We start from the raw sequence: 26336 nt of genomic DNA, 5'->3' as shown, positions 1-26336 counted from the left end.
CCCGCCCCTGTGGAGGGACGACCCTGACCCTCCCGTCCGTTCCGCAAATGCCGACAGCCAGCCCCTCACGAGCCGCACACGAACCGGATTTCCCGTCATAGCAGCTCGCGAGGTCGGCATCTGCGGAACCGGATCGCGCGTCGGGGACAGCCGGTGTCCCCCGAAGGGCCCCCTGTGCACGGGCGCGCGGCGTGCTGTCATGGAGGTCCACCATCGTCGGGGCCCTCCCCACGGCGCCCGGGAACGGGATCGATGCCGCACCTGACGCCGCACCTCCTGCGCACCGCCCTCGGCACGCTCGTCGTGGCCGCGGCCCTCGGCGTGGTCGGGTGCACCTCCGCCGACCGCGACACGGCGGACCCGACGGCGGACGCGACGGCGAGCCCGACGGGCGACACGACGGGCACGCCTGCCCCCACCGGGGACGCAGCCCCGCGGCCCTTCGGCGCGATCACCCCGGACACGATCCGCTCCGCCCCCAACACGCTCGTCTTCGACGGCGGCCTGGCGGTCGAGCCGAACTCCCTCGCCGCACGGGCGGCCGAGCGCCTCACCGCCCGCGGCGACGACGACGCCGCCCGGGCCGCCGAGCTGATCGCCGAGCGCCCCGTCGCCCTCTGGCTCGGCGACGGCCACGACGACGCCGCGCTCGTGGACGAGATCACCGACTACCTCGTGGCGGCCGAGATCCAGGACGCGACGCCCGTCTTCGTCACCTACGCGATCCCCGACCGCGACTGCGGCAACTACTCCGCCGGGGGCCTCGCCGCCGACGACTACCCCGCCTGGAACCAGCTCGTCGCCGACACGCTGCGCGGCCACCGCGCGGTCGTGATCGTCGAGCCCGACTCGCTGGGCATGCTCACCCGCTGCCCCGACCTCGCCGACGAGAGGATCCCCCTGATCCGCGAGTCGGTGGCCGCGTTCGCCGACGCGGGGGTGCCCGCCTACCTCGACGGCGGCAACTCGAACTGGGTGCCCGCCCGGGAGATGGCGGAGCGGCTCGAGCAGGCCGGCATCGACCGCGCCCGCGGCTTCTACACGAACGTCGCGAGCTTCTACCCGGTCGACGACGAGCGCGCCTACGCCGAGCGGGTCAGCGAGCTCACCGACGACAGCCGCTACGTCATCGACGTCTCGCGGAACGGCCAGGGCTGGCGCGGCACCTGGTGCAACCCCGAGGGAGCCGGCCTCGGCCAGGACCCGCACGTCACCGGCGGCAGCAAGGGCCTCGACGCGTTCCTGTGGGTGAAGACGCCGGGCATCAGCGACGGCACCTGCAACGGCGGGCCGCCCGCCGGCGAGTGGTGGGCGTCGTTCGCCGAGGGCCTCGTCGAACGCCGGAGCGACTACTAGCTCGCAGGAGGCGCGGGCCGAGCCCGCAGTACCGCGTCAGCGGCTGCGCAGCAGCTCCAGGAACTCGTCGGCCATGGCGAGCTGCCGCTCGAGCCGGGCCCGGCGCTCGGCGGCGTCCGCGATGAAGGCGTCGAGACGGGCGCGGGTGTCGTGCACCGCGCCTCCTCTGCTCTGGGCGCCGTCGGCGCCAGCGTCGGCGTCCGCTGCCCCCAGGGCGTCGACGACGCGCAGCAGCTCGGCCATCTCGTCGAGCGAGAAGCCCAGCGGCTTCATGCGCCGGATCACCATCAGCCGCGAGAAGTCGGCGTCCGTGTAGAGGCGGAACCCGCCGTCGCTGCGGCCCGAGGGGGTGAGCAGCCCGACCTCGTCGTAGTGCCGGATCGTGCGCAGCGACATCTCGGCACGGTCGGCGAGCTCGCCGATCTGCATCATCGGTGCGTCGACGTCCGTCATCGTCACTGGCCCATCTCTACCCTCACGTGAGGGTAGGGTTGATCACACGGCAGTGTCGCCGGTCCCCCGATCTTCCCACCACCCCCACCCGGAGCACGCCGTGACCGCCGAAACCCCCCAGCCCCGCGCCGTCGCGCCCGCTCGTCCCGACGACAGCGTGCGCGCGGTGCTCCGCTCGCCGCGCCTCCTCACCCGGGAGGCGCTGGCCGGCATCGTCACCACCCTCGCCCTCGTGCCCGAGGTGATCTCGTTCTCGGTCATCGCCGGCGTCGACCCGATGGTCAGCCTGGTCGCGTCGGTCGTGCTCGCCGTGGTGATGTCGCTGCTCGGCGGCCGACCCGCGATGGTGACCGCCGCAGCGGGCTCGGTCGCCCTCGTGATCGCGCCGCTCGTGCGCACCCACGGCGTCGAGTACGTGCTGCCGACCGTGCTGCTGGCCGGCGTCATCCAGATCGTCTTCGGCACCGCCGGCCTCGCCCGCCTCATGCGGTTCATCCCGCGCTCGGTGATGATCGGCTTCGTCAACGCGCTCGGCATCCTGATCTTCGTCGCGCAGGTGCCGCACCTGATCGACGTGCCGTGGATCGTCTACCCGCTCTTCGCCCTGACCATCGCGATCGTCGTCCTGCTGCCGCGGTTCACCACCGTCGTCCCGGCGCCGCTCGTGGCGATCGTGGTCGTGACCGTGATCGTCGTGGCCGCGGGCCTGACCGACGTGCACACCGTCGGCGACGAAGGACCGATGGGAGGCGGCCTGCCGGGACTCACCCCGTGGCTCGTGCCGTTCAGCCCGGAGACCCTCGGCATCATCCTGCCCACGGCGCTCAGCGTCGCGTTCGTCGGCCTGATGGAGACGCTGCTCACCGCGAAGCTCGTCGACGACATCACGGAGACGCCCTCGCACAAGGGCAAGGAGTCGTGGGCCCTCGGCGTCGCGAACATCGCCGCGGGCGCCTACGGCGGCATCGCGGGCTGCGCCATGATCGGCCAGACCGTCGTCAACGTGAAGATCGGCCGCGCACGGACGCGGGTCTCGACCCTCGCCGCCGGCCTGTTCCTGCTGCTGCTCGTCACCGGGCTCAGCTCGGTGATGGCGCGGATCCCGATGGTCGCCCTCGCCGCCGTGATGATGGTGGTCGCGATCACGACAGTCGACTGGCACAGCGTCCGGCCGTCGACGCTGAGGCGCATGCCAGTGCCGGAGACACTGGTCATGGTGGTCACGGTGGGGGTCGTCGTCGCGACGAACAACCTCGCGATCGGGGTCGCCGTCGGCGTGCTGCTCGCCATGGTGCTGTTCGCCCGGCGCATCGCGCACGTCATCCGGGTCGAGCGGACCGTCGAGCCGGCGGCCGGCGACCGCGACGGCGCCAGCGCCGGTCCGGACGCGGACGGCTCCGCCCGCCCGCGCGCGCGGGTCCGCTACGACGTCGTCGGCCCGCTCTTCTTCGGCAGCAGCAACGACCTCGTCGAGCACTTCGCGTACGCGGACGACGCGCTGCTCGCCGAGTCCTCGGGGGTCGCCGGCGCCCACACGCACGCCGAGTCGCTCGAGGTCACCGGCGTCAGCACGACAGCGTCACCCGACGGCGAGGAGGCGCGGCGCACGTCGCGTCCGGGCGCGACCGTCCTCGTCGACCTGAGCCGCGCCTCCGTGTGGGACGCCTCGAGCGTCGCCGCCCTCGACTCGGTCGAGACGAAGTTCGCCGCGCACGGCCTCGCCGTCGAGTTCGTCGGCCTCGACGAGCGCAGCGGCTCGTTCCACGGACGCCTCACGGGGCAGCTCGGCGGCTGAGCGCGCGGCGCGGCGCGCTGCACGATGCTCGGCCCCGCCCGCACCCGTCGAACCCGCGCACACCCGGCGGCGCGCACGAGGGTGCGCGCGGGTCCGACGGGTACGGACGCGTTGGCGCGCGGCTTCGGCCGGTGCGGGTGCGGGTGTCCGGGCGGGCTACGCGCGGCGCGCTACGCGCCGATGCGCACGAAGTGGTGCGGCGAGTCCCAGATGGGCCGCACGCTGACGGACCCGCCGGGCTTCGGTGCGTCGAGGATCATCCCGTTGCCCGCGTAGATGCCGTCGTGGGCGAGGTTGTCGAAGACGACGAGGTCGCCGGGCACGGCATCGGCGGCCGAGACCCGCGTGCCCTCGGTGTCCTGGGTGGGCACGTAGTGGGTCAGCGAGATGCCGAACTGGGAGTACACGAACGTGATCAGGCCCGAGCAGTCGAACGCGGTCGGGTCTTCGCCGCCGTGCACGTAGGGCGTGCCGATGTACTGCATCGCGACGGCGAGCACCTGGTCGCGGTCGAGGGTGTCGTAGAGCGGGTCGGCCAGGTAGGAGGCGGTGGTCCGGCCGTCCCACTCGCTCGAGGTCGCCGCCTTCGCGTTGCGGAGCAGCTGCGTCTGAGCGTCGACCATCGACGTCGCGGAGTACTCGTCACGCTCGACGTCGTCCAGGACGACCGCCGCGTCGACGGAGAGGTGCTGCTGCCCGCTCGCGGAAGCGGCGGCGGCGAAGCCCGAGCCGACGGCCACGGCCTGCGCCTCCTGGTCGGAGCCGGCGATGAGCGGGAGCGTGCCGCTGGCGGCGAAGCCCACGAGCGCCGCGACGACGGAGACCTTCTTGACGACGGCGACGAGCCGGCGCGAGACGGGAGCAGGCGAGGCCGATGCTGCCGAGGCCGGGGCACCGGCGGACGACGAGCGGACGGCGCGCGCGTTCCGTCGGGCCAGCGCGAGCACCCCGCGACGCTCGACACGGGCCGACAGGGCGGCACGGGCAGCGCGGCGGCCGCTCAGCCCGGGCACCGTCACGACGGCGGCCTCGGCGGCGGCGACGGACGCGTCGACGAGCGCCTCGGGCTGCACGAACGAGGCCCGGCAGCTCTGCGGCAGCACGGCGGCCTCGGCACGACGACGACCTCGGGGGCGCAGCAGCGGCGCGGCTTCTCCGCCTCGTCCGTGCGCGTCGTGACCTGACGTGCTCGGGGAGGCGGTGGTCGTCACGCGGGCGGTCCTCACGGTAGGTCGGTCAGGAGGGAACGTTCGACTGTATCGCGGTTCGTCCCCCGAGCCGAGTCCGCTCCCAGGTTCATCCGGGTCAGCCGCGGCGGGTGAGCCGTCTCACCCGTCGCGCCGTCGCCTCCTCAGCTCACGGCGCAGCGCACGTCGTTCGCGCCAGGTCGGCGGGGCAGGTGGGACCGCAGCGGCGCGGGCCGCGCGACGGTCCTCGCGGCGCTCGCGCCACCTCCTCAGCTCGTCGTCGACGTCGCGGGTGGGCGTCACGACGGGAGGTCCGCCGGTCAGCTGGCGCCGCGCCTCCACGATGCGGGCGTTGAAGTCGTCGAGGTGCGCGCGCACCGCGGCCTCGGTGCCGAGGCCGTCGAGCACGTCGTCGAGCTGCTGGTGCTCGGTGCGGAGCGAGAGCGCAGGAGGCGCCAGGCCGGTGAGCCCCTCCCTCTCGATCAGGCCGCGGATCCACCAGTCGGGGTCGACCGTGCCGCCGGCGAGGCCGGGCAGCGGCTTGCCTGCCAGGGGCAGGTCGTCGAACTCGCCGCGCTGCACCGCGAGGTCGATCGCGGTGCGGGCCCAGGCGCGCATCTCGGCGGCCGTGCGGGTGTCGCGCGGGGCGTCGTCGGGCGGGCGCTCGCCCTCGGCCCGGTAGCGGGCTGCGGCGACGCGCGGGTCGCTGCGGCGCGGGTCGCTGCGCGCCGGGTCGTCCCGGGCCGCCGGGGCGCCCTCCTCCGCTGACATGCCGTCGAGGGTACGCCGCGCCTGCCGCGCGGTCCCAGGCTGCTCGGGGTCACCGCGGCCCGCAGATGCCGACCGCGGGGCCTGCAATACAGGGATATCCGGGTATCACGAGGCGCCGAGGGCGTCCCCGGTCGGCATTTGCGGAGCCGAGTCGAGCGGAACAGGCCGGAGCCGGGTCGGGCGGAGCTGAGCGGAGCCGAGCCGAGCCGGGCGGAGCCGTGACGGCCGGAGGCGGGCTACAGCTCGCGCACGCTCACGACCGCACGCAGGGCCGCGATCGCGTCCGGGTCGCCCGAGCCCAGCCCGTGGCGGGTCACGTTCAGCGCGCCGGCCGCGGTGCCCGTGACGACCGCCTCCTCGAGTCCGCCGCCCGCGGCGAGCACGGCGGCGACGCCGGCCGTGAGCGAGTCGCCGGCGCCGCGGGTGTCGACGACCTGCATCGAGGGCACGCTGACCTCGAACACGCGCGCGCCGGGCCCGTCGAGCACGAAGGTGGGCAGGTCCGAGCAGGTGACGACGACCGACGACGCCCCGCGCAGGCGCAGGTCGCGCATCGCCTCGACGATCTGCTCGGGGCTGCTCTCGGTGATCAGCTGGTCGGCGAGCAGCTCCTGGTCGCTGACCTTGAGCACGTCGACGCCGCCCTCGAGCACCGCCTCCAGCCGCTCGCCGGCGAGGTCGGCGACGACGACGCGGTCGACGGCCCGCAGGTCGGCCGCGAGGCGCCGGTAGACGTCGACGGGCAGGGTGTCGTCGCCGGACGGGCCGCTGAGCACCGTGACGTCCGACTCGAGCCCGGCCCGCAGCGCGAGGCCGTACAGCTCGTCGAGGTCGTGCCGGCTGAGGGCGTCGCCGGGGGTCTCGACGAGCTCGTCCCGCTCGCCGTCGCGACGGTCGTGCACGTAGGCCGCGCCCCGGCCCTCGCGGCGGACCGACAGCAGCGGCACGCCCTCGTCGTCGCAGAGGTGCCCGACGACCGCGCCCGTCTCGCCGACGAGCGCGGCGACGACGACGACCTCGGCGCCGAGGGTCTGCAGCATCCGCGCCTGCCAGAGGCCCTGCCCGCCCGCGTGCACGTGCACGTCGGCGCCGGAGCCGTGGTCCTCGACGGTGACCGTGAGCACAGGAGAGGGGGCGAAGACGGCGACTCGGCCTGCCATGGTGGTCCGTTCTGTGGGGCCCCGCGGGTGCGACGGCTGACAGGCAGAACGAACCACGTGGTGCGGTGCGCGGCTCCCAGCAGTCTCCCGGGCGGCTCTGTGATGGCGGACACCCCGGCCGAGGAGGCGCGCGGCAGCCCCGCAGGCCCGGTCGAGGAGGCGCGCAACCGGCCCCCTGCAGACCGACCAGTCCCCCGAGCGGGTGACTCCGAACCATCCTCATGACCACCACAGCGAGCGCGATCCGCGAGGGAGTGACGACGGCGTCCCTCGAGCGGGCGTGGGAGATCGGGACCCCGATGACGCCGGTCGGGTTCTACCCGCGCTCCGGCCCCCTGCCCGCCGTCGTCGCCGTCCACGGACAGACGGGGCCCTGGGACGCCCCGGGCCAGACCCGCCGCCTCGAGCTCTCGGGCGGAGGCCAGCTGGTCGAGACGCTCGTGACCGTGGCCCGTCCGGCGTTGTTCGTCTACGAGCTGACGGACTTCCGTGGTCCGCTCCGCTCGCTCGTCGAGCGCGGCCGCGCCGAGTGGTGGTACGAGCCCCTCGACCGCCAGGACGAGGAGGGATCGGGCACCCGCGTCTGCTGGCAGTACTCGTTCGACGCGAAGCCCGGCCGCGGGCTGCTGGTGCGTGCCGTGGTCCGGCTGCTCTGGGGGCCGTACATGACGAAGGTGCTCGGGGGCGTGACCGCCGAGATCGACCGGGTCGCCGCCTCCTCCGACCAGGCTCCCACCGCCTAGATCCAGTCAGGCCCCTACCGCTCCAAGCTTGCAGCGACCGCAGCTTCACAGCAGTGTCGGGGCAGCTTGGGGGCACGCTGACAGCGCCGATCGACTTACCGTCGATCAGACCCCCTTCGCCGCGCGTGCGCAGGGCCCGCTGCCTCACAGCCCGACCTCTGCGGAGAGACCTCCCGTGAACATCACCCTGACCACCTGGCTCATCACCATCGGTGTGACGATCGCCTTCTTCGTCTACGAGTTCTTCACGCACGTGCGCAAGCCGCACGAGCCCACGATCGGCGAGTCCGCTCGCTGGTCGGCCTTCTACATCGGCCTCGCGCTGCTCTTCGGCGTCGGCATCGGCTTCACGAGCGGCTGGGGCTTCGGCGGCGAGTACTTCGCCGGCTACCTGACGGAGAAGGCGCTGTCGATCGACAACCTCTTCGTGTTCCTGCTGATCATGACCGGGTTCGCCATCCCGCGGATGTACCAGCAGAAGGTGCTGATGATCGGCATCGTCATCGCCCTGATCATGCGCGCCGGCTTCATCGCCGCCGGCGCCGCGCTGATCGAGAACTTCTCGTGGGTCTTCTACATCTTCGGCGCCCTGCTCTTCGTGCTGGCCTACCAGCAGCTCAAGGGCGACCACGGCGGCAACGCGGCCGACAACATGTTCGTGCGCGTGGCCCGACGCATCCTGCCGGTGCACGACGACTTCAACGGCGACAAGTTCACCGTCAAGATCTCGGGCAAGCGCTTCGTCACCCCCCTGCTTCTCTGCGTCATCGCGATCGGCTTCGTCGACCTCGTCTTCGCGCTCGACTCGATCCCCGCGATCTACGGCCTCACCAACGAGGCGTACATCGTCTTCACGGCCAACGCGTTCGCGCTGATGGGCCTGCGTCAGCTGTACTTCCTGATCGGCGGCCTGCTCGAGCGCCTCGTCTACCTGTCGCAGGGCCTCGCGGTCATCCTGGCCTTCATCGGCGTGAAGCTCGTCTTCCACGCCCTGCACGTCAACGAGGTGCCCTTCATCAACGGCGGCGAGCCGCTGCTCTGGGTGCCCGAGATCCCGATCTGGCTGTCGCTACTCTTCATCGGTGCGACGATCACGGTCGCGACCGTGGCGAGCCTCGCCAAGACCCGCGGGGACGCCGAGAAGAAGAAGCGCGAGACCGTCGAGGGCGAGCCGATCACGCACGCGCACGACTCCTCCTCGAAGAAGGACGACAGCGCGGCGCACTAGCCCGCACCGCTCCGCTCCTCCTCGCCCCGCCGCCGAGCGCCGCGTCCCCGTCTCGGGGACGCGGCGCTCTGCCGTTCCGGGGCCGCCGCCTCCTGCGGCTGTGCTCGCCGCCGCCCTCGACCCCGCAGATGCCGACCGTGACGCCCGGACACGCCCGGGATGCACCTCCCCACGTGGCGTGTCGCGCGCTTCAGCGGCCGTCCGGTCGGCATCTGCGGCAGGGATCGGGTTGCCGACACCCGTCGCCCCGGATAAGGTAAGGCACACCTAACACGGCGATCATCCGTGAGGGCCCCCGAGCCGGACAGCACCGGCGAGAGGCGCTGTCCGTCGACGCGGCACGCACCCGGCGTGCCCTCCCGACACCGGGCGATCCGTCGTGCCCGCAGCACGCCGCCTGCGACAGGAACTCCCTCGCCCCACCTCCGGAAGGCCCCCATGACCCGCACCTCGCGCCTCCTCGCCCTGAGCGCCGCCTCCGTCCTCGCCCTCGGCCTGACCGCCTGCTCGACCGGGGCCGGCACCGGCACCGACGGCGGCAGCACCGACGGCGCAACGTCCGGCGACTTCACGCCCGTCACGATCGAGCACGCGCTCGGCACGACGACGATCGAGGAGAAGCCCGAGCGGATCGCCACGGTGAACTGGGCCAACCAGGAGGTGCCCCTCGCGCTGGGCGTCGTCCCGGTCGGCATGGCGCGTGCGGACTTCGGCGACGACGACGGGGACGGCATCCTGCCGTGGGTCAGCGAGAAGCTGGACGAGCTCGGCGGCGAGGCCCCCGTGCTGTTCGACGAGACCGACGGCGTCGACTTCGAGGCCGTGGCCGACACCGAGCCCGACGTGATCCTGGCCGCGTACTCCGGCCTGACGCAGGAGGACTACGACACGCTCAGCGAGATCGCTCCGGTGGTCGCGTACCCCGAGACCGCGTGGGGCACCTCCTGGCGCGACATGATCGCGTTCAACAGCCAGGGCATGGGCATGGCCGCCGAGGGCGAGCAGCTCGTCGCCGACCTCGAGGGCGAGATCGCCGAGGTCGCGGACGCGCACCCCGAGCTGACCGACTCCACCGCGATGTTCCTCACGCACGTCGACACGACCGACCTCAGCGAGGTCAGCTTCTACACGACGCACGACACCCGCGTGCAGTTCTTCGACGACCTGGGGCTGAAGCAGCCCGCGAGCATCCAGGAGGCGTCCGACTCGACCGACCTGTTCTCGCTCACGCAGAGCGCCGAGACGGCCGACACGTTCGACGACGTCGACGTGATCGTTACGTACGGCGACGACGAGCTCGTCCAGACGCTCGAGGGCGACCCCGTCCTGTCGCAGATGCCCGCCGTCGCGAACAAGGCGATCGTCGCGCTGCCGAGCACCGGCCCGCTGGGCACGGCCGCGAACCCGACGCCCCTGTCGATCTCGTGGATCCTCGCCGAGTACGCCGACCTCCTCGCCGAGGCGTCGCAGAAGTAGCCCCCAGCCGAGCCGTCGAGAGCAGCCAGCACCAGCGTGACCGTCACCACCCCCTCCGGGCCCGCCTCGGACGTCGCCGCCGTGCGCCGTCCGAGGCGTCTCCGTGCCGCCTGGCTGCTCGCGCTGCTGGGCGTGCTCGTCGTGGTCATGGTGCTCTCGCTGACGATCGGCTCACGGTCGGTGTCGATCGACGACGTGCTCGCCGCACTGGGAGGCGCGACCGACGGATTCGACCGCGCCTCCGTCGCGAAGCGGATCCCCCGCACCCTGCTCGCGGTCGCAGCCGGAGCCGCCCTCGCCGTCGCCGGGGCCGTGATGCAGGGGGTGACGCGCAACCCGCTGGCCGACCCGGGGATCCTCGGGGTCACGACCGGCGCCTCCCTCGCGGTCGTCACCGGCCTCGCGTTCTTCGGCCTGAGCGCCGCGACCAGCATCGTCTGGGTCGCGATCGTCGGCGCCGCCGCGACGGCCCTGTTCGTCTACACGGTCGGATCGCTGGGACGAGGAGGCGCCACCCCCCTCAAGCTGGCCCTGGCCGGGGCCGCGACCTCGGCCGCGCTCGCCTCGTTCATCACCGCCGTCGCGCTGCCCCGTGGCGACATCTCGGCGAACATCCGCTCGTGGCAGATCGGCGGCGTGGGCGGCGGCACGTTCTCGAGCCTCGGCCAGGTGCTGCCGTTCCTCGCCGTCGGGCTCGTCGTCTGCCTGCTGTCGGCCAAGGCGCTGAACTCGCTGGCCCTCGGCGACGAGCTCGCGGCCAGCCTCGGCGAGCGCGTCGCGGTCGTCCGCGGGCTCTCGGCCCTCGGCGCCGTCGTGCTCTGCGGGGCGGCGACCGCCGTCACGGGCCCGATCGGCTTCGTCGGCCTCGTCGTGCCGCACGCCTGTCGACTGCTGACCGGCGTCGACCACCGCTGGCTGCTGCCGTTCTCCGCGGTCGGGGGCGCGGTGCTGCTCACCGCCGCCGACGTCGTGGGGCGGGTCGTCGCCCGGCCCGCCGAGATCGACGTGGGGATCGTCACGGCGCTGATCGGCGCCCCCTTCTTCATCTGGATCGTGCGCCGCGCGAAGCTGAGGGCGCTGTGAGCGGCACCGACCTGCGCCACGCGAGGGGCGCCTCCTCGACGGCTGCCGGTGCCGACCTCGACGCGGGCGACACCCGCGACGACCGTGCCGCGCGCATCGCGAGCGTCGCCTCCGACGTCGCCCGCGGCCGCGCCCGTCGTGGCCGCCGTCGCCGTGCCGTGATCGGCCTGCTGGCCGCCGCCGTGCTCGTCGTCTTCGTGCTGACCCTCATGGTCGGGCGCACCGTCTACGGGCCCGGCGACGTGCTCGGCGTGGTCCTCGGGCAGGACGTGCCCGGCGCCTCCTTCACGGTCGGCCGCCTGCGCCTGCCGCGGGCCGTGCTCGCGATCGCTGCCGGCCTCTGCTTCGGGCTCGGCGGCGTGACGTTCCAGACGATGCTCCGCAACCCGCTCGCGAGCCCGGACATCATCGGCATCAGCTCGGGCGCCAGCGCCGCCGCCGCGTTCGCCATCGTCACCCTCTCGCTCGACGACGCCCAGGTGTCGGCCTTCGCCATCGCCGCGGGGCTCGCCGTCGCGGTGCTCGTCTGGCTGCTGTCGAAGAAGGGCGGCGTCGCGGGCACGCGGCTCGTCCTCGTGGGGATCGGCGTCGCGGCGATGCTCGACAGCCTGACGGCCTACGTGCTGTCGGGCGCGGCGCAGTGGGACCTGCAGGAGGCGCTGCGCTGGTTGACGGGGAGCCTCAACGGCACGAGCTGGCCGCAGGTCGTCCCGGTGCTGGTCGCGCTCGTCGTGCTGACGCCCGTGCTGCTCTCGCGGTCGCGCGACCTCTCGGTCACGCAGCTCGGCGACGACACGGCCTCGGCCCTCGGGGTGCGGGTCGACCGCACGCGGCTGGTCGTCATCCTCGCGGCCGTGGGCCTCATCTCGTTCGCGACGGCGGCCTGCGGGCCGATCGCGTTCGTGGCCTTCCTGTCCGGGCCGATCGCGGCGCGCATCGTCGGGCCGCACGGCTCGCTGCTCGTGCCGTCGGCTCTCGTCGGCGCGCTGCTGGTGCTCGTCGCCGACGTCGTGGGGCAGTTCGCGCTCGGCACGAGGTTCCCCGTCGGGGTCGTCACCGGGGTGCTCGGCGCCCCGTACCTGATCTATCTCATCGTCCGCACCAACCGTGCCGGAGGCTCGTTGTGACCACCGACCACTCGCTCGTCGCCCGGCGACTCACCCTCGGCTACGGCGACCGCGTCGTCGTCGCCGACCTCGACCTCGTCGTGCCGCCCGGCCGCATCACCGCGATCGTCGGGGCCAACGCCTGCGGCAAGTCGACGCTGCTGCGCTCGATGTCGCGGCTGCTCCGGCCGCGTGCCGGGCAGGTCGTGCTCGACGGCGCCGAGGTGCACCGGACGCCCGCGCGGCAGCTGGCCCGCACGCTCGGGCTGCTGCCCCAGTCGCCCGTCGCGCCCGAGGGCATCACCGTCGCCGACCTGGTCGGCCGGGGGCGGCACCCGCACCAGGGCCTGCTCTCGCGCTGGAGCTCCGCCGACGACCTCGCCGTCGCGGAGGCGCTCGAGGCCACCGAGACCACCGGCCTCGCCGACCGCTCGGTCGACGAGCTCTCGGGCGGGCAGCGCCAGCGGGTGTGGATCGCCATGGCGCTGGCGCAGCAGACCGACGTCCTGCTGCTCGACGAGCCGACGACGTTCCTCGACGTGAGCCACCAGGTCGAGGTGCTCGACCTGCTCACCGACCTCAACCGCAGCCGCGGCACCACGGTCGTGATGGTGCTGCACGACCTCAACCTGGCCGCGCGCTACGCCGACCACCTCGTCGCCCTCGCCGACGGGCGGGTGCACGCCGCGGGGACGCCGCACGAGGTGCTCACCGAGGACTGCGTCCGGGCCGTCTTCGGCCTCGACAGCCGGGTGGTCGACGACCCGACGACGGGCGCGCCGATGATGCTGCCCCTCGGACGGCACCACGTCGTCGGCGAGGGGCCCGTGCGCCGCGCGTCCTCGTCCGAGCCGAGGCCGTAGGAGGCGCGGGTGCGTCCCGCCCGCAGCTCGCGCACCTCCTACGCCTCCTCTGCTGATTCGCGCCGGACACGACGGAGGGCCGCCCGACGATCTCTCGTCGGACGGCCCTCCGGGCGGTGCTGGTGCTGCAGGTGGTTCGGTGCTGACTAGCCGGTGAACGCGGCGTTCGCGCGCACGGGGACGGCGACAGGAGCGGTCGGGCCGGCGGGCACGGGTGCCACAGCTGCGTCGGCCGTGACGCTCACGTCGCTGGCCAGCACGATGACGGAGGTGTCGCCCACGAGCGACAGGACGTAGGTACCGGCGTCGGGGGCGACGTCAGCGGGGACGACGACCTGGCCGGCGATGGCGCCGTTCGCGTCAGCGGTGAAGACGAGCCCGTCGACGGGGCTCGCGCCCTGCGTGCCCTGGGGCACGAAGGCGACCGAGACGGTCTCGCCGGGGAAGTAGCCGGTCGCCTCGATGGTGATGCCCGTGGTGCGCAGCGCCGAGAGGGCGATCGTCGTCGGGATGAGCGTGCCGCGCGCCTCGGGCGTGAAGTACGTCGTCTCGTCGCCGAAGGCGACGGCCTGGACAGTCGAGGTGGCGCCGACGGGCGTGATGAAGCCGTAGGCGATGATCTCCGCGTCCGCGGCGGGGTCGGTCGCGTCGATGGCGGTGATCTCGGTCGCGAAGGTGGTGAGCGGCGCAGTGGTGCCGGCGGGAAGGGTGCCGAACGCCTGCGAGGTGACCCACTCGGAGGTCGCCGTGAGGCCAGCGTCGCCGACGGCGACGGGGCGAAGGGTCGTGAAGTCCGTGTCGGTGCCCGTGCCGTTGAGGAACATCGGAAGCTGGAAGGTCGCCGCCCCGGCGGAGATGAACTCGGCCTCCGTGACCAGGGTGAGCAGGTCGGCACCGGCCTCGCTGGCGACGTTGAGGATCTGCGCGTTGCCGGTCAGGTCGACACCGTCGACGGTGAAGGTCGTCGTGCCGGCGGGCTCCGCGATGCCACGGAACCAGCCGTCGACGGGGTAGCCGTCGGCCGTCTCGACGCCGAGCTCGTCGGCAGAGTCGACCCAGGTGGCGACGGACGGGTCGATGTAGGCGTTCGCCGTGCCGGAGACGGCGACGACAGAACCGAGGACCGCGGCGGACGCCACGGCCACGGAGAAGATGCGGGACTGCTTCACAGATGATCCTTTTCTCAGAGTGAGCCGCGTCTGGTGAGGAGCGGCAGAACGGTGATCCCCCCCATCACGGCGTCTGCGCAGGGGTGCGCCGTCGCATCGAGAAAGGTTCTGAGCAAGTGTCACTGATTAAGGCCTGCTTGGGAAGTCCTGTGACGAACCAATGCACATCCGTCGCTCCCGGGTCTTGCCACGAGAGGGAGGATGCGGAAAAATCTGTCCCGTCAGGCCCAGACCCCGCCTGCTCCCGCTCGACTGACGGACCCGACCCGTCGTCGACACGCACGGGGGCTCGGCGCCCTGGATCAGCCGAGCCCCCAGCCCCCTGCGGCTGCCCGGCTACCTGCTGATCGTCTTGCCGACGGCGACCCCGACGAGCACGGCCGCCACGACCGTGACGACGGGCCGACGCCGTGCGTTCCGACGCACGAACGCCGCGACCCCCGTGCCCTCGTCGTCCGTGTCCAGCGAGCCGACGGTGCGGTCGACGACGTCCGAGGTCGCCCGGCCTGCCTTGTCGGCGAACCGCTCGCCTCGGTCCTGGGCGCGGTCCAGCACCTCGGAGGCCGCCTCCTTAGCCTTCTGCACCAGCCGATCGGTGCTGCTCAGCCCGCCGGTGCTGCTGCGCCCGTCGCTGTCGCGTCCGGCGGAGCTGCCGCCGTCCCGGTCGCCGGGGGCCGCGTACCGGCGCTCGGCCTCGTCGAGGGCGCGGCTGGCGGCGCGCTTGGCCTTGTCGCTGAAGGACTCGCTCATGGGGTGTCTCCTCGTCTGCCCGCTGGGCGGGCGTCGTGTCGTGCGGTGTCGTGCGGTCTGGGGTACATCGTGCGCGTCCCGGCGCGGGGTGGGCGTCGCGGGGAGCGCGAGCGCGGGTCAGCGCCCGCGGGCAGGGCGGCGCAGGAGGCGGTGGGCGACCCCCGCGACGACCGCGCCGACCAGGGGCGCGACGACGAAGGCCCACACCTGACCGAGTGCATCCGGCCCTGCCACGACGGCCGCGGCGATCGAGCGCGCGGGGTTCACGGACGTGTTGCTCACCGGGATGCTGACGAGGTGGATCAGGGTCAGCGTGAGGCCGATCGCGACGGGCGCCAGGGCGGCGTACTCCTTCTTCGCGGTCACGGAGAGGATGACGCCGACGAAGACCGCGGTGAGCACGACCTCGATCAGCAGCACCGCACCGAGGCCGTAGCCGCCGGGCGAGAGCGCGCCGAACCCGTTGGAGGCGAAGCCCGACTCGCGAGCGGCGGCGAAGGCACCCGAGGGGCCGTCGGCGACGACCGCGGCGACGACTCCCGCGCCGGCGAGGCCGCCGACGACCTGGGCCACGACGTAGCCGGGCACGTGGCGCCACTCGGTGCGTCCGGCGATCGCGAAGCCGACCGTCACGGCGGGGTTGAAGTGGCCGCCCGAGATGTGGCCGACGGCGTAGATGCCCCCCATCACGCTCAGGCCGAAGGCGAGGGCGACGCCGAGGAACCCGACCCCGACCGCGTTGCCGTCGTCGGGGAACGACGAGGCGAGCACGGCGGTGCCGACGCCGCCGAGCACGAGGAGGAACGCGCCGAGGGCCTCGGAGGCGTAGCGGGCGCCGCTCGACCAGGTCTCGGCGTGCTGGGTGCGCTGCTCGGAGGTCGAGCGGCTGACGGGGGTCTGACGTGCCATGGGTGCGGTTCTCTCCGGTGCGTGGTGCGGTCGGGTGCGGTCGATGCGGTGGTGCGGTTGTGCGGTGGTGCGTGTGAGCGTGCGGCTGGTCAGTCGCGACCGGTGGCGGACTCGTCGCCGCGCGACGTGAGGCCGGCGATCGTGTCCTTGGGGACGGGCGGCACGCCGCGTCCGAGGGCGGAGACGCCGACCTCGACGACGACCGCCGCGGCGATCGCGAACACGGCGAAGGCGATGAGCGTCGCGGCCCAGAGCGGCAGCGCCACGGCGAGGGCCGTGACGACGACGGCCGCGAGCAGCCCCACGGTGACGACGGCCAGCACGGCGCCGACCCCCACGAGGACCAGTCCCGTCCGCGCGCTCCGGGCACGGTCGGCGACCTCGGCCTTCGCCTTGCCGATCTCGCCGCGCACGGCCTTCACGATCGGCTCGATCGCGCGACTGCCCAGCTGGTCGGCCCGGCTGCTCAGCTGGTCGCGCAGGCGCGCTCCGGTGCGGCCGTCGTCGGTGCGGGTCTCGGCTGCGCCGGTGTCGGTGGTGTCCTTCTCGGCCACGGGGCTCCTCCTGGTCTCGGCCCTGCTCGCCCGCATCTCCCCGGGGGAGGCGCGGTGCAGGGCTCCCCATCAAGTCGTGTCCCGCTCCCCTGCCGTCACGCACCTCCGGCTGGCTCCCAGCTTCGCGCGGGCCGGGACTCGCCCCCCGGCCAGCCGCGTCCGGCCACGGTGCGTCGCTCCTCTCTCTCTGTGTGCGCGGGCTCTCTGCCCGCCCGGGCTCTCTGCGCTCCCGGCGCCGCGCCTCCTCGGGGTCCAGGCTGGGACGAGCGACCGGGAGCCGGTCGGCGACGAGAGGAACGCGACATGGCCGAGACGACAGAGGTGCTGCACGTGGTGCTGGCGGAGTGGAACGACGGGGTCGACGAGACCGCCCGGGCGACGGAGCTGTCGGACGAGCACCTGACGACCATCGACGGCGTGCTGTCCGTGTCGAGCGGCCCCACCGTCAGCGGCGAGGGCCTCGAGGGGGGCTTCGACTGGATGCTCGTGGTCCGCTTCCGCGACCGGGCCGCCCTCGACGCGTACCTCCCGCACCCCGAGCACCTGCCGGTCGCGGGCTTCCTGCGCGACTGGGCCGCCCGGGTCGTCGTCTTCGACATCGCGGCGTAGGGCGCGGTGTTCGAGCGCAGGCGACAGGCGCGCGCCGAGGCCGACGCCGCGGCCGCGGCAGCCCTCGAGGCGGCCCTCGACGCGGTCGCTCCGTGGTCGGGAGCCGGGCTGACGGCCGAGGCTGCCATCCTTCGCGAGGGCATCCGTCAGCTGCGAGCCCTGCCGGCGGTCGCGCTCTCGGACGGGGTCGCCCGGGTGCTCGTGAGGCACGACGAGCTCACGGACCTCGTGGCCGACCGACAGGGCATCGTCGAGTCGGTCGGCGCCGAGTGGCCCGTCTACCTCGCGTGGCCCCGGGCGGCCGCGCGGTCGTCGATCGTGGGCGACGTCACCGCCCACCTCCCCGACCGCTCGCTCGCCTTCGTGGTGAGCCCCGTCGAGGCCGCGCCCCAGGTCGTGCTCGCGGGCGACGACCTCGACTCGTTCACCGCATGGGTGCAGTCGTTCCCGCCCACGCGGTGACGACTCGACCGTGACGACACCGCGGCGGTGCGGTCGGTCGCCGCGCAGCCGTCCCTAGAATCGGCGCATGCCCTACGACGAGTGGTACGACGACGACACCCGAGAGGCGGCGACGGCGCGGGTCCTCGAGCGCAGGGCCACGAAGCCGGGCGACCGCAACGTGCTCACGGTGGTCGCCGACGAGTTCGGCATCCCGCAGCAGACGCTGCGCGCCTGGGTCGAGGAGGCGGCACCCGAGCCCGAGAAGCCGGCCCGGAAGCCCCGCCCCAAGTTCTCGCAGGTCGTGACGACGCGGATCGAGCCTGCGCCGGCGCCGGCGCCCGAGGTCATGCCGGACGCGGACGTCGAGCCTGAGGAAGAACACCAGTCGGAGTCGGAGTCGGAGCCGGAGCCAGAGCCGGAGGCGGACGCGGAGCCGGACCGCGAAGCCGGACCGGATGTCGAGACCCAGTCCGCACCTCCTGCCCCGACACCCGTCGCTGCCCGCGCTCCGGTGGCGCACACTGACGAGATCGCGGCCCTCGAGTCGGAGGTCGCCGCGCTCCGTGCCGGCAACCGCGTGCTCACCGAGGCCATGCGAGTCCTGCTCGACCCCTGATCGGAGCAGACGGACCGCCGAGGTCACGGTCAGGTAACGCACCAAACTCATCCAGCGAGGGTGGCGAACCCCTGTCAACTCCCCACCGGGAACCACAGACAAGGAGAAACATCGTGAACATCTCGCGCAAGACCATCACCAAGTCCGCCTTCGGCATCGTCGCCTCCGGCGCCCTCATCTTCAGCCTCGCCGCCTGCTCCTCCGGCGACGCCACCTCCGGCTCGTCGTCCTCGGCCGCCCCGTCGTCCTCGTCGTCGGCTGCGTCGACCGAGCCCGTCGCGTCGCTCCCCGACCTCAGCAAGGGCGTCGACACCCAGGTCGCCGTCGACGCGTCCTTCGTCGACGCCCTCACGAGCCTCGGCCTCACCCCCGGAGTCGTCGGCACCGCCGCGTTCGACGCCACCACCGGCACCTTCTCCTTCCCCATCACCGGCGGCAACGTCGACTACTACGACCCCTCCAGTGACGTGCGCCCCTACGTCCAGGGCGAGATCGACCACGACGGCTCCGGCCTGTCCCTGACCGCTGCCGACGGCACCGTCGTCGAGCTCAGCGACTTCCGCATCGACCCGGGCGAGAGCAAGCTCTACGGCACCGTCACCGCCAACGGCGCTGTCGCAGCCGAGGACGCCTACCTCTTCAACCTCTACGGCGGCACCCTGAAGCCCCTCCAGATGGAGGGCACCAACGCCGTCCTCGAGGGCACCACCGTGCACATCAGCCCCGACGCCGCAGCCCTGCTGAACCAGACCTTCAACACCGACGCCGTCCAGGACGAGATGCTCGTCGGCGTCGCGAAGATCACCGTCGCCACCGAGTAACTCTCTCCCGCACGGTGTCGACCGCGCCGGTGCTGCGCCGTACCTCGTAGGGCCGGCATCCCGGTGGAACCCCATCCCGCTTCGTGAGCGGGATGGGGTTTTTCCGTGTGCTGGGGCGGGCCTCAGGCCCAGCGCCGCCTCAGCCAGCCCAGGGCGGCCGCGGCCTCTCGCCGTTGGAACTCCCGCAGGGTCGGCATGCCCGCCGGTGCGGGCGTCCGCAGCGCCTCCGTCCACGAACCGGCGAGGCCGGCGAGGACCGCGTCGACCGCCTCCGGCGGCACCTCCCGCAGGGAGTCGTGCAGGAGGTGCCCCTCCACGTCGCTGCGCGGGTCGCGCACGAGCACGTCGAGCAGGTAGGTCACCGAGTCGAACCACGGCGCGCCGACCGAGGCCCACGGCCAGTCGACCAGCCACACGCGCGAGCTGGCGTCGAGGAGGAGGTTGTCGGCACGGCAGTCGAGGTGCACCAGGTGCTCCCCCACTGCTGCCTCCGGGAGCAGCTTCGAGACGTCGCTCAGTCGGTCGAGGTGCCCGACGGTCCAGGGATCGAGCTTCCCCACGGTCCCGGACGCGCTCAGGCGTTCCCAGCTCGTGGAGTCGGGCCTGAGCTCGTCCGGGAGGCGCGGCAGCAGCGAGGCCTCGGGGATCCGGGGCAGGTCGGCCAGCGCGTCGAGCACGAGCGTCGTGTCGTCCGGCCCGGGGTGACGGCCGTCGACGTCCTCGAACGCCACGACGACCCAGTCGTCCTGCTCGACCGTCGCGACCACTCGGGGTGCCGACACCGACGCGGGCAGACCTCGGACGACCGTCGCCTCCCGCCGGTGCAGCTCGTGGGTGCCGGCGTTGCGCGATCGACTCGCCGACTTCGCGAACACTCGCCGTCCGCTGCGGAGCACCAGCCGATCGGCACTGCCGGAGGAGAACCCGGCCGACTGGCTCACCGCCTCCTCGACCTGGTCGCCCAGCGCCTCCTCGAGTGCACGGCGCACCGTGGTGGGCACCTCTGCCCACGTGGTCCTGGTCATGTCCGCTCCTCTCGGTGAGATGCCCGGAAAGGGACGACATGCCCTGGGGCCTCCGGATAAATCGTCCCTTTCCGGTGTTCCTCGCGCCTTCGCCGGCTCGTCGAGCCGATCGGCGACGAACCAGGACAGGGCGCCGCCGACGAAGACCAGCAGCACGGTGGTCACGACCTCCGCGACGGACGGCCACGGCGACCGCTGCTCGACGACCTCACGCACCTCGACGGTTCGAGCCCTGGGCAGATGCGTCTCCTCGCTCATGGACCGAGGATGCCAGACGTCAGGACCCGAGGAGGCGCTGCTCGCCGTCCGACACGGACGACGGAGTCGACGGGATGCGGAACGTGAACCGGGCCCCGTGCGGCTGCACGGCCACGACGCCGATGCTCCCGCCGTGCAGCTCGACGATGCGGCGGGTGATGGTCAGCCCGAGGCCGTGCCCGGGGCCGTCACGCCGGCGTGAACGGTCCGCTCTCCAGAGGCGGTCGAACACCGACCCGAGGTCCTCCTCGCGGATGCCGACCCCGTCGTCCTCGACGTCGACCTGGGCCGAGCCGTCCCCGGGCGAGAGGCTGACGACCACCGTGCGGGGGCGACCGTGGACGAGGGCGTTGTCGAGCAGGTTGCCCACGACCTGGCGCAGGAGCACGGGATCCGCGACGACGACCACGCGGAGGGGCCCTCGGTACTCGACCGCCGGCCCCTGCAGCCGCCGCGCGTCGACAGCCTCCTGCAGCAACGCCGCGAGGTCGACCTCCTGCGGCTGCAGCCTCAGCTCTCCCGCGTCGGACGACGCGACCGTCCGCAGGTCGTCGATGAGGCGCTCGAGGTGCCGAGCCTCACGACCGATGACCCTGGCGACCTCGTCCTTGTCCGAGACGATCCCGTCGTCCCAGGCCTCGGCCCAGCCGCGGATGTTCGTCAGGGGGGTCCTGAGGTCGTGGGCGATGTCGGCCGTCAGCTGGTCGCGTTGCTGCCGCGCCTGCTCGAGACCGTCGGCGAGCTCGTTCACCGCGCTGCCGAGTCGCGAGATCTCGTCCTGCCCTGACTCCGGTGCTCTCGCGGTGTGCTGCCCTGCCGTGAGCCGTTCGGTGACGAGCTGCAGGCGACGGATCCGACGGACCGCCTGGCCGCTCGCGACGAGCACGAGGGCGCCGCTGAGCGCGACGAGGCCGATGACGACCGCCGCGATCCGGGCGAGCGAGTCGGTCGTCAACGAGTCCAGAGCCGGCCGGGCGCCGTCGACCGGCGAGGTGACCAGGTAGGCGCGGGGCGGGACGAGGTCCTCGTTGATCGTCGTCCAGGCTCTCGTGACGCAGCTCCTGGTCCGCTGCAGCGTCTCGAGGGGGACCGCCTCGTCGCCTCCGACGACGCGGAGCGAGATGCCCTGCGCGGCGCCCGGCGACACCAGGTCGAGCTGGACCGCGCTGACGGGAGTGATCGACTGGGCGGCCAGGCACTCGTTGGTCTGCGCGGTGAGCAGGCCGAGGGCCGCCTGCTCGGGGCCGTGCGGTGCCGTGTAGGCCTCGGTCTCGCAGCCGGGCGGGAACGCACCCGAGACGACCGCCCGGCCGTTGGGCCAGAGCGAGACCGACGACGACGGCAGCCCTGCGCAGGCGGCGACCGCCTCCGCCGCGGCACGGGACGACCGCGCCTGCGACTCGTCGAGCACCATCGCGCCCGCGACCGTCGTGCTGATCGGGCTCAGCGTGTCCGCGAAGGTCTCGGAGAGCGGGTCGACCGGCGTGCCGGGCAGCTGGGGCACGGGCCGCGACGCGTCGGTGTCGCCGATGGTCCGCCCGTCGACGTCGAGGAGGACGAGGCGCCGATCGAACCGGTCGCCGAGCCTGTCGAGCTCGGTCGCGACGTCGGCCCAGCTCTGCTCCCGGCCCGCCCAGCTCCGCACCGCCGCCACGACGTCCTGGTCGGTGCGGGCGTCCCGGTCGATCTGGACGGCGTCCCGCCGGGTGACCGCCGTCGAGACGATCCACGTCGTGCCCGCGATCGAGAGGGTGACGATGACGATGCCGATCGCGAGGAAGCGGACGAGCAGACTACGACGCACGAGGACCCGTCTCCCCGGTCGAGGAGAAGCGGTACCCGACGCCGTAGACGGTCTCGATGCCGCAGGGCGCCTCCGGGTCGAGCTCGAGCTTCGCCCGGAGGTTCTTCACGTGGGCGTCGATGGTCCGCTCCGTGATGAAGCGGCCGTCACCGTGCAGCGCGACCAGCAGCTGCCCCCGGCTCAGCACGCTCCCCGCTGCCGACATCAACGCCCTCAGCAGGTCGAACTCGGCACGCGTGAGGTCCACGAGCCGGCCGGAGGTCCGCGTCTCGCGCCGCGCCGGGTCGAGGGAGATGTCCCCGGCGCGGAGCACGCCGTCCACGCGCTGGGGCGCGCTCCGCCGCAGCAGCGCCCGGACCCGGGCGAGGAGCTCGCGTGGGCTGTACGGCTTCGTGAGGTAGTCGTCCGCGCCGTGGTCGAGGCCGAGCAGCAGGTCGTTCTCGGCCACGCGGGCGGTGACCATCAGGATCGGCAGCTCCGACCCCTCCTCACGGAGGCGGGTGCTGACCTGCAGGCCGTCGAGGCCCGGCAGCATCACGTCGAGCACCAACAAGGAGGCGCGGCCGTCCTTCACGCTCTCGAGCGCGCGGACGCCGTCGGAGACCACCTCGACCTCGTGCCCCTCGCGTTCGAGGTAGCGCCGGAGCAGCTCCCCCTGGAGCTCGTCGTCCTCTGCCACCACTATCCGCGCCACGTGAGCCACGCTACGGGGCCGTGAGCCCGGGGATCTCCCCGCGACGGCTCTTCTCACCGAACCGGCACGGCGAGCGCACAGGTCCTTCACACTCCTGGCCGACGCTGAGATCTCCCAACCGAAAGGACCGACATGTCCCTCACCAAGATCAGCGCCGTCGTCGGCGGCGCACTCGTCCTCGGAGGCGCCGCCGTCGCAGGTCTCTCGATGTCCGCCCAGGCTGCCGAGGCTCCCGCGACGGGCGTGACCCGCGCCTCCGCTGAGGTCTCGTCGACGACGACCGGCGCCGCTGCGGACGAGGTCGCGAAGGCCGTCGACGCAGCGGCGACGTCGGCGATCCAGGAGTACGGCACGCCCGGCCGCGAGTCGCTCGCCTACCTGGCCACGGCCGACCCGGCGAACGACCTGTACCTCCGGTGCATCGCCGACCGCGCGGAGTCGGCGACGGGCACTGCGACCACGACCGGCACCACGACCACGGAGACCGCGGACTCGTCGTCGCTGACGCGGCCCGCGACGGCGGCCGAGACCGCGGTCGGCGAGCAGGCCGAGGCGTTCTGCGCACCGCTCGAGCCGGCACCGCCGTGGGAGCTGGACCGCAGCAACCCGGAGGCACCGGCGTTCGCCGCCGAGGTCGTGGAGCGCCTGGAGGCGGCCGGCGTCACCGAGGTGGCCGTCGCTCCGGACGACGGCGGCGACCGCGTGGGCATCGCGTTCGGCGGCGCCGGGAACGACGCCTCCTCGATCTCGAAGGGCATGGAGCTCCTGCCCTCGGTCGCGCTCGAGGTCGCCCGGGGCTGAGCTCCGCTCGCCCGTTGACCCGCAGGGCCGTCGCCGACACCGGCGGCGGCCCTGCGGCGTCAGCCCCGCGGCGCCGACCCCGCAGCGTCAGCCCGGCAGTCCCGCAGCCTCACCCCTCCCGGCGCAGCCAGAAGTCGACCGCCGCCGCCGACGGGCGCGACGTGACGGAGGTGACGTCACCGAGCTCGAGGACGCTGTCGGGCGCCTCCTGCAGCGTCGGCCACCGTTCACGGTCGGCTCCGTTCGGATCGCCCCGCGTGACGAAGTCGAGCCAGTACCCCGTCATCTCCGACTCGAGCCGTCGGTCGACGGTCGTGTAGTCGATGTCCCCGTCGGCGCCGAGGTTGCCGTACGCGTACATCACCTCGGACCCGTGGTACGCGCCGAAGCGCTCGAGGTCCGGGTCCGGGGGGACGCGCGTGAACCAGTACGGATAGACGGGCGACTCCCCCGACCGAGCTGCCGTCAGGCCCCACTTCCGCATCGGGGCGGTCATGGACTGGTCGGTGCCGGACCGGATCCGCGACTCGGTCACCTCCTCCTCGTCCCCTCCCGGGTACAGCGCGAGGAACTCGTCGGCGTCGTCCCCGTACTCGTCGCGGGCCTCCCGGGCCCACGTCGCCGGGTCCGGGTCGACCCCGCTGATCAGGTCGAGGGACGTCTCGTCGGCGTTGCTGCCGAGCAGCAGGGGGACGTCGTTCTGCAGCCCCGCCTCGTAGAGGGCCGACGGGGTGTCGGGCAGCACGGCGTCGCCGACGACGGGCCACCAGTGCGTCGTGAGGTCCGCGGCCGCCGCGGCCGCCGCGATGCGCTCGGCCGGCATCGCGCGCATCTCCGCCAGGGTCGCGCCGCCGAGTGCGTCGCTCAGGCCGCGAGCGGCCTCGCGCGCGTGCTCGGCGTCGTCGTAGAGGTCGCCCCCGTCGCGGTCGCCCGCACTGCCCAGGCACCCCCCGCTCTCGCCGATCAGACCGTGGACGAGGCCCGTGGCCAGGGGCGAGACGCCCAGGATGCACGCGGCTCCCGAGCCCGCCGACTCCCCCGCGACGGTGACCTGCCCCGGGTCCCCGCCGAACTCGCCGATGTTGTCGTGCACCCACTGCAGGGCGGCGAGCTGGTCGAGCAGGCCCTGGTTGCCCGGGGTGTCGCCGCCGAGGGCATCGCCGGCCAGGAACCCGAACACCCCGAGCCGGTAGTTGATCGTCACGACGACGGCTCGGCCGGTCGACGCGAGGGCCGTCCCGTCGTAGGCGGGCAGTGCGCCCGAGCCCGCCACGAACCCGCCGCCGTGCAGGTAGACGAGCACGGGCAGGGGCCCAGGAGGCGCCTCCGACGGCCTCCAGACGTTCAGCCGCAGGCTGTCCTCGTCGGTCGCGTACCCGCCCAGCAGCGTCTGCTCGAGCGGCAGGTCGAGCACGCGGGTCGCGGCCCGGGTGACGACGCTGGGCTCGGCCTGGACCACGGAGGTGCCGAAGTCGTCGGCGACGAGGGTCTCGGATCGCGCGGGGGCCGGCTGCGGCGCCTCCCACCTCAGGTCGCCGACCGGCGGGGCCGCGTAGGGGATCCCCGCGAAGGCGTCCACGCCGCTCGGGTCGCGCACGCCGACCACGTCGCCCTGGGCGGTCGTCACGGCGTCCGTGTGAGGGCCGTCTAGGGTCCGGGTGCCGACGATCGGCCCCGCCGCCAGGGCCACGCCTCCGGTGAGCCCGGCCACCGCGACCCAGGCGGCGCCCCGGACGAACCACCGTCGACGCCGCCACGTCCGCGAGAGGAGCGCGGCCGCCGCGACGGTCGCGGCCACGAGCAGCCACCCCCACCACGGAGCCTGGTTCAGCCAGGCGACCACCGCGCCGACCAGCGCCACGGCTGCGGTCGGCAGCCACCACCTCCTGCCGTGCGATCTGCTGCGCGGTCCGTCCTGCGTTCTCTTCGTCACCCTGATCCTCTCGATGCGGTCCGTACTCGATACGAACCGTACTCGATACGAATTGCATCCAACCTGGAGGAGGTGCGGGCCGGGGCGCATAGGCTCGTCCCGTGAACGACGGAGAAACCCCCTCGGTGCGCCGACGGACCGACACCCGGCGTCGCCTCCTGGCCGCCGCGGCCGACCTGTTCGAGGCGAGCGGCACGATCAGCCAGAGCGTCGAGGGCATCTGCGCACGGGCGGGCTTCACCCGCGGGGCCTTCTACTCGAACTTCACCAGCGTCGACCAGCTCTATCTCGCGCTGCACGAGGAGCAGGCGGGCCGGGTCTGGCACCGTCTGTGGGCGGCCCTGGAGGCGCAGACGTCAGGTGAGGGGCGGCAGGACTCCCTCGAGGAGGCGGTGGGCCACCTCCTGGACTCGCTGCCCGACAGCAGGGAGTGGTTCTCGTTGCGGTCGGTGCTGCTCGCGCGCGCGGCGGCGGACCCCGTCTTCGCCGACCTGATGAGGATCGACGACGGCGCCGTCGCGGCCGAGCTGGGCGCGCGCTTCGTCGCCCTCGCCGCCGCCCACGGACGCGAGCCCGTCGTCGAGCCGGCCCTCCTGGCGAAGGCCGTCGTCGCCGCCCACGTAGGCGCGGTCGGCCAGACGGCCGTCGACCCCGACGGCGTGCGGACGCAAGTCGTCGCCGTGACCGCGGTCATCCGCGGGCTGACGGTCGAGTCGGCTGTGCCGTAG

General features: G+C 73.3%; 26 protein-coding genes. 14 read left to right on the top strand and 12 right to left on the bottom strand.

Going from position 1 to position 26336, the window contains the following annotated elements:
- The first annotated feature begins 252 nt into the window (after positions 1-252).
- A complete protein-coding gene (locus tag ITJ48_RS14835) occupies positions 253-1356 on the top strand; it encodes a glycoside hydrolase family 6 protein (RefSeq protein ID WP_194614230.1) in 1104 nt (367 codons plus the stop codon).
- Positions 1357-1392: 36 nt separating this feature from the next.
- Here the strand turns inward: ITJ48_RS14835 and ITJ48_RS14830 are convergent, their stop codons facing one another.
- Complete coding sequence (locus ITJ48_RS14830; protein WP_194614516.1) at positions 1393-1809, bottom strand: MerR family transcriptional regulator; 417 nt, start codon at positions 1807-1809, stop codon at positions 1393-1395.
- 100 nt (positions 1810-1909) lie between these two features.
- Between ITJ48_RS14830 and ITJ48_RS14825 the strand changes: the two genes are divergently transcribed.
- Positions 1910-3604: a SulP family inorganic anion transporter gene (locus ITJ48_RS14825; protein ID WP_194614229.1), complete on the top strand. Its 1695-nt coding sequence runs from the start codon at positions 1910-1912 to the stop codon at positions 3602-3604.
- 170 nt (positions 3605-3774) lie between these two features.
- Here ITJ48_RS14825 and ITJ48_RS16790 read toward each other — a convergent pair whose 3' ends face one another.
- The 3 genes from ITJ48_RS16790 to ITJ48_RS14810 all read right to left on the bottom strand — a co-directional run bounded on the left by ITJ48_RS16790 (position 3775) and on the right by ITJ48_RS14810 (position 6722).
- Complete coding sequence (locus ITJ48_RS16790; protein ID WP_194614228.1) at positions 3775-4815, bottom strand: C40 family peptidase; 1041 nt, start codon at positions 4813-4815, stop codon at positions 3775-3777.
- Between the two features lie 117 nt (positions 4816-4932).
- Positions 4933-5562 carry a DUF1992 domain-containing protein gene (locus ITJ48_RS14815; RefSeq protein WP_194614227.1) on the bottom strand — a complete coding sequence of 210 codons (630 nt, stop codon included), beginning with the start codon at positions 5560-5562 and terminating at the stop codon, positions 4933-4935.
- 236 nt (positions 5563-5798) lie between these two features.
- On the bottom strand, positions 5799-6722 hold the full coding sequence (locus ITJ48_RS14810; RefSeq protein WP_194614226.1) for a PfkB family carbohydrate kinase: 924 nt from the start codon (positions 6720-6722) through the stop codon (positions 5799-5801).
- 221 nt (positions 6723-6943) lie between these two features.
- Between ITJ48_RS14810 and ITJ48_RS14805 the strand changes: the two genes are divergently transcribed.
- The 6 genes from ITJ48_RS14805 (at position 6944) to ITJ48_RS14780 (ending at position 13221) form a co-directional block, all read left to right on the top strand.
- The gene (locus tag ITJ48_RS14805) at positions 6944-7465 is read left to right on the top strand and encodes an SRPBCC family protein (protein WP_133738895.1); all 522 of its coding nucleotides are present in this window, start codon (positions 6944-6946) and stop codon (positions 7463-7465) included.
- A 175-nt stretch (positions 7466-7640) separates the two neighbouring features.
- Positions 7641-8693, top strand: a complete 1053-nt coding sequence (locus tag ITJ48_RS14800; RefSeq protein ID WP_194614225.1) for a TerC family protein — start codon at positions 7641-7643, stop codon at positions 8691-8693.
- Between the two features lie 438 nt (positions 8694-9131).
- The gene (locus ITJ48_RS14795; protein ID WP_194614224.1) at positions 9132-10169 is read left to right on the top strand and encodes an iron-siderophore ABC transporter substrate-binding protein; all 1038 of its coding nucleotides are present in this window, start codon (positions 9132-9134) and stop codon (positions 10167-10169) included.
- A gap of 36 nt (positions 10170-10205) precedes the next feature.
- Positions 10206-11252 (top strand): FecCD family ABC transporter permease, encoded by a 1047-nt coding sequence (locus ITJ48_RS14790; protein WP_370544948.1) that lies wholly within the window; start codon positions 10206-10208, stop codon positions 11250-11252.
- Between the two features lie 95 nt (positions 11253-11347).
- Positions 11348-12379 (top strand): iron ABC transporter permease, encoded by a 1032-nt coding sequence (locus tag ITJ48_RS14785; RefSeq protein ID WP_194614514.1) that lies wholly within the window; start codon positions 11348-11350, stop codon positions 12377-12379.
- Positions 12376-13221 (top strand): ABC transporter ATP-binding protein, encoded by an 846-nt coding sequence (locus tag ITJ48_RS14780; RefSeq protein ID WP_194614223.1) that lies wholly within the window; start codon positions 12376-12378, stop codon positions 13219-13221. Before ITJ48_RS14785 ends, ITJ48_RS14780 begins: the two co-directional genes overlap by 4 nt.
- A gap of 146 nt (positions 13222-13367) precedes the next feature.
- On the opposite strand, the gene ITJ48_RS14775 is transcribed toward ITJ48_RS14780, so the two are convergent.
- The 4 genes from ITJ48_RS14775 to ITJ48_RS14760 form a co-directional block, all read right to left on the bottom strand.
- A complete protein-coding gene (locus ITJ48_RS14775; RefSeq protein WP_194614222.1) occupies positions 13368-14390 on the bottom strand; it encodes a hypothetical protein in 1023 nt (340 codons plus the stop codon).
- Between the two features lie 336 nt (positions 14391-14726).
- Complete coding sequence (locus ITJ48_RS14770) at positions 14727-15140, bottom strand: hypothetical protein (protein ID WP_194614221.1); 414 nt, start codon at positions 15138-15140, stop codon at positions 14727-14729.
- Positions 15141-15257: 117 nt separating this feature from the next.
- Complete coding sequence (aqpZ, locus tag ITJ48_RS14765; RefSeq protein ID WP_194614220.1) at positions 15258-16049, bottom strand: aquaporin Z; 792 nt, start codon at positions 16047-16049, stop codon at positions 15258-15260.
- Positions 16050-16138: 89 nt separating this feature from the next.
- The gene (locus tag ITJ48_RS14760; protein WP_370544947.1) at positions 16139-16603 is read right to left on the bottom strand and encodes a phage holin family protein; all 465 of its coding nucleotides are present in this window, start codon (positions 16601-16603) and stop codon (positions 16139-16141) included.
- Between the two features lie 303 nt (positions 16604-16906).
- On the opposite strand from ITJ48_RS14760, the gene ITJ48_RS14755 reads away from it, so the two are divergent.
- The 4 genes from ITJ48_RS14755 (at position 16907) to ITJ48_RS14740 (ending at position 19093) form a co-directional block, all read left to right on the top strand.
- Positions 16907-17212 (top strand): Dabb family protein, encoded by a 306-nt coding sequence (locus ITJ48_RS14755; protein WP_194614218.1) that lies wholly within the window; start codon positions 16907-16909, stop codon positions 17210-17212.
- Positions 17213-17218: 6 nt separating this feature from the next.
- The gene (locus tag ITJ48_RS14750; protein ID WP_194614217.1) at positions 17219-17674 is read left to right on the top strand and encodes a hypothetical protein; all 456 of its coding nucleotides are present in this window, start codon (positions 17219-17221) and stop codon (positions 17672-17674) included.
- A 67-nt stretch (positions 17675-17741) separates the two neighbouring features.
- Positions 17742-18272 (top strand): hypothetical protein, encoded by a 531-nt coding sequence (locus tag ITJ48_RS14745; RefSeq protein WP_194614216.1) that lies wholly within the window; start codon positions 17742-17744, stop codon positions 18270-18272.
- Between the two features lie 113 nt (positions 18273-18385).
- A complete protein-coding gene (locus tag ITJ48_RS14740; RefSeq protein WP_228506229.1) occupies positions 18386-19093 on the top strand; it encodes a hypothetical protein in 708 nt (235 codons plus the stop codon).
- A 122-nt stretch (positions 19094-19215) separates the two neighbouring features.
- Here the strand turns inward: ITJ48_RS14740 and ITJ48_RS14735 are convergent, their stop codons facing one another.
- The 3 genes from ITJ48_RS14735 to ITJ48_RS14725 form a co-directional block, all read right to left on the bottom strand.
- Complete coding sequence (locus ITJ48_RS14735) at positions 19216-20118, bottom strand: phosphotransferase (protein ID WP_194614215.1); 903 nt, start codon at positions 20116-20118, stop codon at positions 19216-19218.
- Between the two features lie 277 nt (positions 20119-20395).
- Positions 20396-22180, bottom strand: coding sequence for a HAMP domain-containing sensor histidine kinase (locus tag ITJ48_RS14730; protein ID WP_194614214.1), 1785 nt, complete (start codon positions 22178-22180; stop codon positions 20396-20398).
- Positions 22170-22874, bottom strand: a complete 705-nt coding sequence (locus tag ITJ48_RS14725) for a response regulator transcription factor (RefSeq protein WP_370544946.1) — start codon at positions 22872-22874, stop codon at positions 22170-22172. Before ITJ48_RS14725 ends, ITJ48_RS14730 begins: the two co-directional genes overlap by 11 nt.
- 132 nt (positions 22875-23006) lie before the next feature.
- Here ITJ48_RS14725 and ITJ48_RS14720 point away from each other — a divergent pair, with 132 nt between their 5' ends.
- Positions 23007-23675: a hypothetical protein gene (locus ITJ48_RS14720; RefSeq protein ID WP_194614213.1), complete on the top strand. Its 669-nt coding sequence runs from the start codon at positions 23007-23009 to the stop codon at positions 23673-23675.
- Positions 23676-23784: 109 nt separating this feature from the next.
- Here ITJ48_RS14720 and ITJ48_RS14715 read toward each other — a convergent pair whose 3' ends face one another.
- The gene (locus tag ITJ48_RS14715) at positions 23785-25608 is read right to left on the bottom strand and encodes a carboxylesterase family protein (RefSeq protein ID WP_194614212.1); all 1824 of its coding nucleotides are present in this window, start codon (positions 25606-25608) and stop codon (positions 23785-23787) included.
- Between the two features lie 101 nt (positions 25609-25709).
- Here ITJ48_RS14715 and ITJ48_RS14710 point away from each other — a divergent pair, with 101 nt between their 5' ends.
- Positions 25710-26336 carry a TetR/AcrR family transcriptional regulator gene (locus ITJ48_RS14710; RefSeq protein WP_194614211.1) on the top strand — a complete coding sequence of 209 codons (627 nt, stop codon included), beginning with the start codon at positions 25710-25712 and terminating at the stop codon, positions 26334-26336.

This window comes from Frigoribacterium sp. VKM Ac-2530, assembly GCF_015350835.1.
Classification (GTDB): domain Bacteria; phylum Actinomycetota; class Actinomycetes; order Actinomycetales; family Microbacteriaceae; genus Frigoribacterium.
The sequence above is the reverse complement of the archived record's forward strand: the minus strand, read 5'-3'. Positions and strand labels throughout refer to the sequence as shown.